The 12,760-nt window shown below is 46.4% G+C and carries 9 protein-coding genes; 8 read left to right on the forward strand and 1 reads right to left on the reverse strand.

Features of this window, described 5'->3' with window-relative positions:
- Window positions 1-12: 12 nt before the first annotated feature.
- The 8 genes from purL (at window position 13) to QUA07_RS10015 (ending at window position 11,893) form a co-directional block, all read left to right on the forward strand.
- Window positions 13-2,574 (forward strand): phosphoribosylformylglycinamidine synthase subunit PurL, encoded by a 2,562-nt coding sequence (purL, locus tag QUA07_RS09980; protein ID WP_333324591.1) that lies wholly within the window; start codon window positions 13-15, stop codon window positions 2,572-2,574.
- 188 nt (window positions 2,575-2,762) lie between these two features.
- Window positions 2,763-4,493, forward strand: a complete 1,731-nt coding sequence (locus QUA07_RS09985) for a bifunctional serine/threonine-protein kinase/formylglycine-generating enzyme family protein (RefSeq protein ID WP_333324593.1) — start codon at window positions 2,763-2,765, stop codon at window positions 4,491-4,493.
- Between the two features lie 342 nt (window positions 4,494-4,835).
- Window positions 4,836-5,195, forward strand: a complete 360-nt coding sequence (locus QUA07_RS09990; RefSeq protein ID WP_333324595.1) for a DUF433 domain-containing protein — start codon at window positions 4,836-4,838, stop codon at window positions 5,193-5,195.
- A 4-nt stretch (window positions 5,196-5,199) separates the two neighbouring features.
- The gene (locus QUA07_RS09995; RefSeq protein ID WP_333324597.1) at window positions 5,200-5,547 is read left to right on the forward strand and encodes a DUF5615 family PIN-like protein; all 348 of its coding nucleotides are present in this window, start codon (window positions 5,200-5,202) and stop codon (window positions 5,545-5,547) included.
- A gap of 17 nt (window positions 5,548-5,564) precedes the next feature.
- Window positions 5,565-5,963 (forward strand): hypothetical protein, encoded by a 399-nt coding sequence (locus tag QUA07_RS10000; protein ID WP_333324599.1) that lies wholly within the window; start codon window positions 5,565-5,567, stop codon window positions 5,961-5,963.
- Window positions 5,964-5,984: 21 nt separating this feature from the next.
- The gene (locus QUA07_RS10005) at window positions 5,985-8,033 is read left to right on the forward strand and encodes a bifunctional serine/threonine-protein kinase/formylglycine-generating enzyme family protein (RefSeq protein WP_333324601.1); all 2,049 of its coding nucleotides are present in this window, start codon (window positions 5,985-5,987) and stop codon (window positions 8,031-8,033) included.
- Window positions 8,034-8,600: 567 nt separating this feature from the next.
- Window positions 8,601-10,067, forward strand: coding sequence for an amidophosphoribosyltransferase (gene purF / locus QUA07_RS10010; RefSeq protein ID WP_333324603.1), 1,467 nt, complete (start codon window positions 8,601-8,603; stop codon window positions 10,065-10,067).
- Between the two features lie 740 nt (window positions 10,068-10,807).
- Window positions 10,808-11,893: a DUF3474 domain-containing protein gene (locus tag QUA07_RS10015; protein ID WP_333080649.1), complete on the forward strand. Its 1,086-nt coding sequence runs from the start codon at window positions 10,808-10,810 to the stop codon at window positions 11,891-11,893.
- A 140-nt stretch (window positions 11,894-12,033) separates the two neighbouring features.
- On the opposite strand, the gene QUA07_RS10020 is transcribed toward QUA07_RS10015, so the two are convergent.
- On the reverse strand, window positions 12,034-12,624 hold the full coding sequence (locus tag QUA07_RS10020; RefSeq protein ID WP_333324605.1) for a hypothetical protein: 591 nt from the start codon (window positions 12,622-12,624) through the stop codon (window positions 12,034-12,036).
- Window positions 12,625-12,760: the final 136 nt, after the last annotated feature.

The following is a 12,760-nucleotide window of genomic DNA, read 5'->3' on the forward strand; positions in this document are numbered from 1 at the left end:
TAACGAGTTTCCATGTCTCCCATCTCCGAATCCCCATTTTCCCCCGAACAAATTGCCGGTGAAAGACTCACACCGGAAGAATATGAAGAAATCGTTCAGCGTCTAGGCCGCCATCCCAATAAAGCTGAATTGGGAATGTTCGGCGTTATGTGGAGCGAACACTGCTGTTACAAAAATTCGCGGCCACTATTAAAACAGTTTCCCACAGAGGGCGATCGAATTCTAGTCGGGCCCGGAGAAAATGCCGGCGTCGTAGACTTGGGAGAAGGCTTGCAACTCGCCTTCAAAATTGAATCCCACAACCACCCGTCTGCAGTCGAACCTTTCCAAGGTGCGGCAACCGGTGTCGGCGGGATTCTCCGCGATATCTTCACAATGGGTGCACGCCCGATCGCACTTTTGAATTCCCTGCGTTTCGGCAACTTAGACGATGCCAAAACTCAGAGGTTATTCAAAGGAGTAGTATCAGGAATTTCCCATTATGGAAATTGCATCGGCGTGCCCACAGTTGGCGGCGAAGTTTACTTCGATCCTGCTTATTCTGGCAACCCGCTAGTTAACGTCATGGCCTTGGGTTTAATGGAAACTCAAGAAATAGTCAAATCCGGCGCTTCTGGCATCGGAAATCCCGTGCTTTACGTCGGTTCAACCACTGGCAGAGATGGCATGGGAGGAGCAAGTTTTGCCAGTGCAGAATTGACCGATAAATCAATGGACGATCGCCCCGCAGTCCAAGTAGGAGATCCATTTTTAGAAAAATCCTTAATTGAAGCTTGTTTAGAAGCATTCAAAACCGGTGCAGTCGTCGCCGCCCAAGACATGGGTGCGGCCGGAATCACCTGTTCCACATCAGAAATGGCAGCCAAAGGCGGCGTCGGCATTGAATTCGATTTAGACAAAGTTCCCGTTCGAGAAAGCGGCATGATTCCCTACGAATACCTGCTTTCGGAATCCCAAGAACGGATGTTGTTTGTTGCCCAAAAAGGACGCGAACAGGAATTAATCGATATTTTCCACAGATGGGGATTGCACGCGGTAGTAGCGGGTACAGTCATCGAAGAGCCGATCGTCCGAATTCTCTTTAAAGGCGAAATCGCGGCGGAAATTACCGCCACTGCTTTGGCAGATAACACGCCAATTTATCACCGAGAATTGTTGACAGAACCGCCCGAATATGCTAAAAAAGCATGGGAATGGACGGCTGATCCCCTGCCACAATCCACAGTTACAGGTATCGAAATTAACGGCAATTTCCAAACTTGGAATCAGATTTTGCTGACGCTTTTAGATACTCCCACCATCGCTTCTAAACGCTGGGTTTATCGCCAATACGATCATCAAGTGCAAAACAATACTGTTGTTTTACCGGGAGGCGCTGATGCTGCGGTTGTCAGATTGCGTCCGCTAGAACCCTGCCAATCTTCTCTCGGTAACGGGCTAGAAGTACACCCCCTTGCTAAGGGGGATCTACAGAGAGAAAATGCTGTTTCTCTAGCTTCCGAAAGCAAACAGGAAGAAGAGGTAATTCCTCTATTTACAAAGGCACAAGGTAGGGAAACTCCAAAAGTTTCTCCCCCCCTTAGCAAGAACGAAGCGCCCTTGGGGATGATTCCTGGAGTTGCTGCAACGGTTGATTGCAATTCTCGTTATGTTTATCTCGATCCTTATGAAGGTGCAAAAGCAGTCGTAGCGGAAGCAGCGAGAAACTTAAGTTGTGTGGGTGCTGAACCTTTAGCTGTTACCGATAATTTGAATTTTGGCAGTCCTGAAAAGCCGATCGGATATTGGCAGTTAGCCTCAGCTTGTCGTGGAATTGCTGATGCTTGTCGGGAGTTGGGAACGCCTGTGACTGGCGGCAATGTTTCTCTTTACAATGAAACTGTTGATGCTGAGGGAAATCCTCAACCAATTTATCCGACTCCGGTAATCGGAATGGTGGGGTTAATTCCCGATTTGAAGAAGATTTGCGGCCAAGCTTGGCTAAAGAAAGGTGATTTAATTTATGTGCTGGGAATGGGGGAATCATCCCAAAACTCAGAAATTTCATCTGAAAGCTCAAAAATCGCAACTTCTCCTACTCTCGGAGGTTCGGAATATTTAGCGGCAATTCACGGGATTGTAGCTGGGAAACCGCCAAGGATAGATTTTGAGTTGGAAAGAAAAGTGCAATCGGTTTGTCGCGATGGAATTCGGCAAGGTTGGGTAGGTTCTGCCCATGATTGTGCGGAAGGTGGAATTGCGATCGCCCTCGCGGAATGCTGTATCTCTGCTAAAATGGGTGCGGAAATTCATCTCAGTTATAATTCAGCAAATGTCAGGCGCTGGGATGAAATTTTGTTTGGTGAAATGGGCAACTGCATTGTAGTTTCAGTGGCACCGAAAAATCAAGAAATTTGGGAGTCTTACCTGCAAGAACATTTGACCAAAATGTGGCAGAAAATTGGTTTAGTTTGCTGTGCTGAATCACCTTTGCGCGTTGTGAGTGCTGACAATCAAGTGTTAATTGAGGTGGCGATGGGTGATATGGGCGATCGGTTCTATAATGCGATCGAGCGTCGGATTGCATCTGTTTGATTGGGATTAAAAAACCCGGCGGTTGAAACCGCGTCTACACAGACGAAACCCGCCTTCGCGGGTTAAGATTGGGATTAACCCGGCTCTTTCAATCGCCGGGTTGAATTTCTGTGTCAATTCCCCAATCAACCGCCGTGTCAATCACCCAATTAATCTATACAATATAAACAATATCATTCCTAAAACAAATGATTTGCTGTATCAATCCCGACTGCGAAAAGCCTGACAACCCTGACGGACAAAGATATTGCATCTGTTGCGGCCTGGAACTCGTACCCATCCTGCGAAACCGTTTCCGCACGATCAAATTCCTCGGTAAAGGTGGCTTCGGCAGAACCTATTTAGCAGAAGATATTGATCGACTAAATCAACGCTGTGTCGTTAAACAATTAGCACCAAATGTCCAGGGCACTTGGGCGATTAACAAAGCGGCTGAATTATTTCAGCAAGAAGCCAGACAACTGCAACAGCTAGGACAACATCCCCAAATTCCATCACTAGATGCCTATTTTGAACAAGACAACTATTTGTATCTCGTACAGCAGTTTGTGGATGGAGATAATTTGTTGACGCTTTTGCAAAAGCAGGGAATTTGGCAAGAAAGCCAAGTTAAGCAACTATTACTAGAACTTCTACCTGTTCTCAAGTTTATTCACGAACAAAAAATTATTCACCGAGATATCAAGCCTGACAATATTATGCGCCGTCGCAGCAACGGTGTGTTAATGCTGATTGATTTCGGAGTTTCCAAACAGTTGTCGGGAACAGTGATGTCGAGACTGGGAACGCAAATTGGTACGCCTGGTTATTCACCATTTGAACAAATGAAAGGGGGTGAAGCTTATCCAGCCAGCGATTTGTTTAGCTTGGGAGCGACGGCTTTTCATCTAATGACGGGGGTACATCCTGATGGTTTGTGGACGGAACACGGTTATAGCTGGACTGCAAATTGGCAGCAACATTTAAAAAGTCCTATAGACAAGGGATTGGAATTGATTTTATCTAAGTTGTTGGCAAAAGATATTCAGCAGCGCTATCAATCAGCAGAGGAAGTTTTAATAGATTTTCAACGTCAGTCAACGCCAAATTTTATACAGACTTTAAAAAGGTTTGACTTTGACACGGTGACAGTTGATGTGCGGGGTAATATAACTAGCTATCAACGCCGTCAAGCACAATTTTTTAGGGAAAATTTAGGTGGCGGTGCAATCTTAGACATGGTAGCAATTCCTGGTGGCCGTTTCGTGATGGGTTCTCCCAATACGGAAGCAGGGCGAAGTAACAATGAAGGGCCGCAGCGTACTGTTAATATCTCTCCTTTTTTTATGGGTAAATATCCCATTACTCAAGAACAGTGGGAAGTAGTGATGGGGAATAACCCTTCTGAGATCAAAGGTTGGAAACGTCCTGTAGAACAAGTAAGCTGGAATAATGCTCTGGAATTCTGCCAGAAAATTTCTCAAAAAACCGGCAAGATTTATCGCTTACCTTCGGAAGCCGAATGGGAATATGCTTGTCGCGCCGGAACTACAACGCCTTTCTATTTTGGTGACACGATTACCCCGGATTTAGTTAATTATGATGGCAATTATCCCTACGGTTCTGCGCCGAAGGGACATTACCGCAAACAAACAACGGATGTGGGGAGTTTTCCGCCGAATCCGTTTGGTTTGTATGATATGCACGGGAATGTTTGGGAATGGTGCAGCGATAAATGGCATGGTAATTATAACGGCGCACCGACTGATGGAAGTTCTTGGGAAACTGGAACAGATAATAACCGAGTGCTGCGTGCTGGTGCCTGGAACTGCAATACGGTCTATTGCCGTAGTGCCTATCGTGGCAGGAATTGGGCGGTTCATCGCAGCAGGCACCTCGGTTTTCGCGTGGCGGTAGCGTCGGTTTCTTCCTCGTCCTAGTTTCCGCGTAGTAGTGGTAGGGTGCGTCGCATCGAACAATCTGCAAATCAAATCGACAATCTCGCAGCCACACACCGCGAGAGTCAGTCAATCGATTTTAGATTTTAGATTTTAGATTTTAGATTTTAGAATTCAAAGATCGACCCCACAGATGAATCCGGGGGCTTGTGGAGAGGATTCGGAGATTAGGCCAGGGCGGGTTTATTATATTGTTGGTTCCGACATAGATGGTTGGTAAAACCCGCCCCTAGCCCAGAATTAAGCCTACCGAGCTTGATAACTGATAGAGATATCGCCTTACAATATCAAATAGCTACACAATTCATAAATCCCCAAATTTATATGACAATCGAAGAATTAGAAGTACAACTCCTGGCCTTAACGGCGATCGAAAAAGCTGAGGCGATCGGCATCTTAACTCAAAGCCTGAAAAACAGCGGCCGCCCGATAACCAAAACTCCCGGCGTGATGGGTGGTGATGCTTGTATTGACAAAACTCGCATTCCCGTTTGGTTGCTCGCCAGCTATCGCAATGACGGAGCTACCGATGCTTTTATTCTCGACTGCTACCCCCATCTCAGTGCTGCTGATTTGGTAAATGTTTGGGCTTATACTGAAGCTTATCCTGACGAAATTGAGTCAGCAATTCGACAGCAAGATGATGCTGACGAAATCTTAGATCCACCTGAAAATATCAAATAAACCTATGGCACGTCTCTATGCAGACGAACACTTTCCCCGACAAGTTGTGCAAAATCTGCGGTCTTTGGGGCATGATGTCCAGACTGTTCAAGAAGCAGGAAATGCTGGACTACCTGATGAGGATGTATTAGTATTTGCCATCACTGACAATCGAGCTGTTTTGACCATCAACAGACGCGATTTCTTTCAACTGCACAAGCTGAAACCTGACCATTGTGGTATTATTGCCTGCACGCGAGATGACCATATGCCTAGACTGAGTGCGAATATTAATGATGCGATATCTAATGCTGAGATACTGACGGGAAAAGTGATTCGTGTCTATCGTTCTGGGCCGCCGTCCATATCTTAATTGAATTTAATAATTCTATGACTGCTACAACCGATCGCCCTTTAAAACATTTTTGCATAGAAGACTTGAAAAGTGCCGACCTCGCAGGCATTTCTCTAATTCCCCAACCTTTAACCTTGCGCTTAGACTTTACATTCGGAACCGGGATTTATGACACTTCGATCGAATTCTATCAACTCGTTCATCAGGTAATTTCTCAACCAGTCAACTCCGACCCCGAAGAGTCTTGCTTCTGGGTAGGTAACGCAGAATTAAGACAGATGCAAATCTCACATATCCGCACCCTACAAATTAGACTACTGGACGCACTCCGCCTTCATAAGCGGGTTTTTTACCGAATCTGCGAGAGCGAACGAAGTATTTTCATAAAAAAAACCCGGTTTCTGGGCCCCATGCGTAAGTCCTATACAATATAAACAATATCATTCATAAAATAAATGATTTGCTGCATCAATCCCGACTGCCCCAATCCTCAAAACCCGGATGGACAAACATATTGCATCAGTTGTGGTCTTCAACTCGTGCCCATCCTGCGAAATCGTTTCCGCATGATCAAACTCCTCGGTCAAGGTGGCTTCGGCCGCACCTATTTAGCAGAAGATATTGATAGACTAAATCAACCCTGTGTCGTTAAACAATTAGCACCAGATGTCCAGGGAACTTGGGCGATTAACAAAGCGGTAGAATTATTTCAGCTAGAAGCTAGACAACTGCAACAGCTAGGACAACATCCCCAAATTCCATCACTAGATGCCTACTTTGAAGACAACAAATATTTGTATCTCGTACAGCAGTTTGTGGATGGAGATAATTTGTTGACGCTTTTCCACAATCAGGGAATTTGGCAAGAAAACCAAGTTAAGCAACTATTACTCGAACTTCTACCTGTTCTCAAGTTTGTTCACGAACAAAAAATCATTCACCGAGATATCAAGCCTGAGAATATTATGCGCCGTCGCAGCGACGGTGTGTTAATGCTGATTGATTTCGGAGTCTCCAAACAGTTGTCGGGAACAGTGATATCGAGACGGGGAACGCAAATTGGTTCGCATGGTTATGCACCGCTTGAACAAATGCAAGGTGGTGAAGCTTATGCAGCCAGCGATTTGTTCAGTTTGGGGGCGACGGCTTTTCATCTACTGACGGGGGTACATCCTTATGGTTTGTGGACGGAACACGGTTATAGCTGGACTGGAAATTGGCAGCAACATTTGAAAAGTCCCATAGACAAGGGATTGGAATTGATTTTATCTAAGTTGTTGGCAAAAGATATCCAGCAGCGCTATCAATCTGCAGAGCAAGTTTTAATAGATTTTCAACGTCAGTCAATACCAACTCCCGCACCGACACCAATTCCCACAATTCCTGTCATTCCACAGCACTCTTTGCCGTTACGAACTAACATAACAAGGCGAGGTTTATTGCAATTAGCGGGTTTTGCTGGGGGAGGATTTGCATTAGCTGTGCTGGGTCAAAATTTATTGAACAACAAATCTTCTTCATCTTCACCAAATCTTCCACCTTCATCCAACAAGGCGGCCCCATCTCCTAAATCATCAGCTCAAAAATTATCTCCAAAAACTACAGCCAAAAGTTCATCGCCAAAACCATCTCCACAATCTGTAGCAGAAAGTCCATCGCCAAAACCGTCTCCAAAACCATCTCCAAAACCATCTCCAAAACCCGCACCAGAAACTCCAAAACCTACGCCATCTTCCAATGCTTTAAAAAGCTTTACTTTTGAAACAGTAACAGTCAACTCAACGGGGCAAATTGCCAACCGCCGTCAAGGAAAAGCACAGGCTTTTATAGAAAATTTTGGGAATGGTATTACTCTAGAGATGGTAGCACTTCCTGGCGGCAGTTTCGTGATGGGTTCCCCCGATACGGAAGCCGGACGAAGTAGCTATGAAGGGCCGCAGCGTACCGTGAATATCCCGGCTTTTTTTATGGGTAAATATGAGATCACTCAAGAACAATACCAAGCGGTGATGGGAAATAACCCTTCTGAGTTCAAAGGTGCGAAACTTCCTGTCGAAAAAGTAAGCTGGAATGACGCTGTGGAATTCTGCAAGCGGCTTTCTAAAAAAACAGGCAAGACTTATCGCTTACCTTCAGAAGCGGAATGGGAATATGCTTGCCGCGCCGGAACTAAAACACCTTTCTATTTTGGTGAAACAATTACCCCGGATTTAGTTAATTATAATGGCAATAATCCCTACGCTGGGGCATCGAAGGGACTTTACCGCAAACAAACAACTGATGTCGGGAGTTTTGGGCCCAATGCTTTTGGACTTTATGATATGCACGGAAATGTTTGGGAATGGTGCAGTCATCTCGACAACGATCGCAACGATCGCCCGGTGCGGTGTGGCGGTTCCTGGAACGACAGTGCGGTGAATTGTCGCAGTGCGTATCGTCTTAGCAATTCGGCGGGCGATCGTTACTCAGACATCGGTTTTCGCGTGGCTTTGGTTTCCGCGTAGCGGGTTGAAGCCGTAATGTGCGTCGCCCGAAACAATCTGCAAGTTCGATCGACAATTTCACAGCGACGCACCCTACAAATTAAACTGAAAAACTTATTTGCTCCGTGCTATTGCCCTAACTGGCTGCGCCCAAAATTGACTTTACATGGCCGCACAGATTCCCATGATAATATAGTAAGTCAATCTCACAGAAAAGTCAAGAGCGATCGCCCTTAAATCCTAATATTTGAAAAAGCCCCTCAAGCAACTTTCTAATTTATTTTCCCTGGCCCGATCGCCGATCTCTTCAGTCTGGCGTTGCGCGGACTTCGTTTGACAATCGCCGCATCCCTCGCCCCATCCATCGCCCGCCCTTAATCAAGGTTAGTATAGAATTTGCGAGCGATCGATACTACAATGCCCTTAAACGCCGCATCGCTTCTGTCTGAAATGCTACACGAGTTGGAAATAATGACAGATCCGTGGCAAGATTAAGGGAATGTTAAGTTATGCGACGCTTTCGCAAACAAGATTTCCCGCTGAAACTGTCCCCCTAACCCACCTTCCCCATTAGGAACCCACCCATCTATGATTCCCAACCATTCCTTCGCGGCTGACGAGCATTCTAGTAAACCCGACAAGCCCGAGGAAGCTTGTGGCGTTTTCGGTATCTACGCACCGGGTGAAGATGTCGCCAAGTTGACCTACTTCGGTTTGTATGCTTTGCAGCACCGCGGTCAGGAATCAGCAGGAATTGCCACCTTTGACGGTGAAAAAGTCCACCTGCACAAAGATATGGGACTGGTTTCCCAAGTCTTCAACGAATCGAGTTTAGGTCACTTGCCCGGTAACTTAGCCGTAGGGCACACTCGCTACTCTACTACCGGCTCCTCGCGCGTGGTCAACGCTCAGCCTGTGGTTGTCGAAACTCGTTTGGGAAGTCTGGCCCTAGCACATAACGGGAATCTTGTCAATACTAAAGAATTGCGCGAAGAATTGCTGTCTCGGAAGTGCGAATTTGTCAGCACGACGGATTCAGAGGCGATCGCAGTGGCGATCGGTTCCGAGGTAGACAAGGGCAAAGACTGGCTGGAAGCAGCGATCAGCGCCTTTGCTATGTGCCAAGGAGCCTTTAGTTTGACGATCGCCACCCCCAAAGGCGTGATGGGAGTCCGCGACCCCCACGGCGTCCGCCCGCTGGTAATTGGCATCCTCCCCACAACTCCGGTACGATACGTTTTAGCATCGGAAACTTGCGGCTTGGATATTATCGGTGCTGAATTTTTGCGGGACGTAGAACCTGGGGAATTAGTTTGGATTACAGAGGAAGGTATGGCTTCCTTCCACTGGAGTCAGCAGCAGAAGCGCAAACTTTGCATCTTTGAAATGATCTATTTTGCTCGACCGGACAGCCAGATGGAAGGTGAAAGTTTGTACAGCTACCGACTGCGGATCGGGCGTTTGTTGGCAGCAGAATCTCCGGCTGATGCTGATATAGTTATCGGCGTTCCTGATTCGGGAATCCCAGCGGCGATCGGCTTTTCTCAAGCTTCCGGCATTCCTTACGCCGAAGGATTGATTAAAAACCGCTACGTGGGGCGCACTTTTATTCAACCGACTCAGACAATGCGGGAGTCAGGAATCCGCATGAAACTCAACCCTCTCAAAGATGTGTTGGAAGGAAAGCGGGTAATTATTATCGATGATTCGATCGTGCGCGGTACTACCAGTCGCAAAATCGTCAAAGCCTTGCGGGATGCTGGCGCAACAGCAGTTCACATGAGAATTTCCTCGCCACCGGTGACTCATCCGTGTTTCTACGGTATCGACACCGACAATCAAGATCAGTTGATTGCTGCTACTAAGTCAGTCGCAGAAATCGGCACCCAAATTGGGGTTGATTCCTTGGCTTTCTTGAGTTGGGATGGAATGCTGAAGGCGACTAACGAAGACCCGATGAGTTTTTGTTCGGCCTGTTTCACCGGTGATTATCCGATCGACGTTCCAGAAATGGTAAAACGGTCTAAGCTCATATTAGAAAAAGCTGGAACCTAGAAAATCAAAAAGCGAGAAAGCGATCGCCCGTCAATTTCCGCGATTTAGGGATTTTCAAAATTTTCTGGTAAGTCGTTGCCAGAATGTGTGTAGAAATGTTACATTAACTTAGCTGTAGCAATTCTTGCGGAATTGGTGAACTGTAGTGAACAGGCGCTTGGGTACAACTTGTGTGAAACCCAACCCTCGGATTGGAGATTGGAGATTGAAGATTGAAGATTGGAGATTTGTGCTTGAATCTAAAATCGCCAATCTAAAATCGATGGTTTTTCCCTACACTCTCGTTCACAATTCTTGCTCGAAACGCTGTATGCTACCTGCAGACTGGAGGTAGTTCCTCCAGATGTCCACTCTCAGATTGAAGTCGCATTTCGCACCAACAACGGGCACAGGAGATTTTTTCAGATAACAGGGTCGATCGCACTAATTTTTCCGACACAAGTATTCGACAAGCCAACTTGCTTGAGAATCGCGGACGGGCTATTCATGCGAACTAAAGAACTTTAGAAACCCTTGCAGAGTAAAAATATGGCTCCTTGCAGGTTGAAACTGACCTCACCTGCATAGGGATACAACCCCCCGGCTCATGTCGGGGAGAGCCAAAAAATTTAGATATTAGTTTAAGCCCCCAGATTCATCTGTGGAGTGCATCTAAAATCTAAAATCTAAAATCTAAAATCGATTGACTGTTAAAAGAAGGCGGAATGCGGTTTCTCAAGTCAGCTTAAATCGGAAACTTCGTGCAATCAAATACTGTTCTCAATCCCGCGAGCAATCCAGGCTCATCCTCTCGTACAGCAGAGTTACCTTTTACTCTTCAAGATATCAAGGCAGCCATTCCAGCCCACTGTTTTGAGCCCTCGGCATGGAAATCTCTGGCTTATTTCTTTTTAGATATTGGCATCATCGCAGGTTTATATGCGATCGCCTACACCGTCGATTCCTGGCTTTTTTACCCAATCTTTTGGTTGATGCAGGGAACCATGTTTTGGGCATTGTTTGTAGTGGGCCACGACTGCGGACACGGTTCATTTTCTAAGAGCAAATGGCTCAACAACCTGATCGGACACCTCTCTCACGCTCCAATTCTCGTGCCCTTCCACGGTTGGCGGATTAGTCACAGAACCCACCACGCCAATACAGGCAGCTTAGATAACGATGAAAGCTGGTATCCGGTATCGGAGAGCAAATACAATCAAATGCCTTGGTACGAAAAGCTGGGACGCTTTTATTTGATGTTATTTGCCTATCCAATTTATCTATTTCGCCGCTCGCCCGATCGAACTGGTTCTCACTTCATGCCCGGTAGCCCGCTTTTCCGTCCGTCCGAAAAATGGGATGTGTTGACGAGTTCCGCATCCTTGGTACTGATGGTAGGCTTTTTAGGCGCGCTAACCTATCAGTTTGGTTGGCTGTTTTTACTCAAGTTCTACTTGGTTCCCTATGTAGTGTTCGTGATGTGGCTGGATTTGGTAACATTCCTGCACCACACAGAAGCCGATATTCCTTGGTATCGCGGTAATGATTGGTCTTTCTTGAAAGGTGCATTGTCTACGATTGATCGCGACTACGGAATCATTAATTCCATCCATCACGACATCGGGACTCACGTAGCCCACCACATTTTCTCGACAATGCCGCACTATCACTTGAAGGAAGCAACGGAAGCCATCAAGCCAGTGTTGGGCGATTATTACCGCAAGTCAACCGAGCCAATTTGGAAGAGTTTTATTCGCTCTTACTGGGATTGTCATTTTGTCTCGGATACAGGTTCTGGAGTTTACTACGAATCACCTAACAGCCGGCGATCGGCTGAAGTTAAGTAGCTTAAATAAACAATAGAATACGTAAAAGCCCGGCTTCTTTAAGAAACCGGGTTTTTCTTTTTTCTGCGTGTTTGATAATAAGATGTTCCACATTTAGCCTGCATATTGGGGGCGGGCATCTTGCCCGCCCCACAAGAAATTTACAGATTACCTTTAAGCCCGATCGCCGTAACAATAGTCCACGCATCTACCAACAGCAACAGCAGCGTACATCCCAGCAAAATAAGATACATCCAAGGCTGCGACAAAGGGCGGACATCTCTAGTATCAATGCCTGTTTTTGCTTCTACCAAACCGACTAATTTACCAAACCCAGCCACTCGCATTGGCAACAAATAACCTTCACCCGAATGACTCAAAAAATAGTAAACTAAACCTCCTTGACCTGTCGATCGAGGTTTGAGAGCTTTTACCTCAGTCCAAGGTAGCGACCAACCCTTGCGAAACCAACGCGGAAACCAGTTGGGATATGTGACTTCAATCCCCTCCTCGCTCAAAATTACCCTTTCACTGAGCACGCCGTACAGGCCCACAGCGCCGACAACGATTGCCACCCAGAGGGTCGCCGGGGGAACCGGTGCTTTTGTTACTTCCGACAAAAACGGCAAGGGAATTGTCAGGGCTGTGTACAAGCTCAACAGCGTGATTCTAATCAGGGGAGAAAGCCGGAATACCGCCGGCTCAAATACTGGGGCCGAAGATGGGGAAGAAGCAAGAGGTTGTGCTGACATGGCTGAAATTCGAGAAGCTGTTTAATGATATTTTTGCACAGTTGCCGAACCCGCCAACCAAACTCAGGGAAATAGGAAAAACCGGACAATATTTGCCGTCGGGAGTTTTGATCTAAAATTCATTTCACAAACTTTG

Source organism: Microcoleus sp. T3_A4, assembly GCF_036700465.1.
In the GTDB taxonomy this organism is placed as follows: domain Bacteria; phylum Cyanobacteriota; class Cyanobacteriia; order Cyanobacteriales; family Microcoleaceae; genus Microcoleus.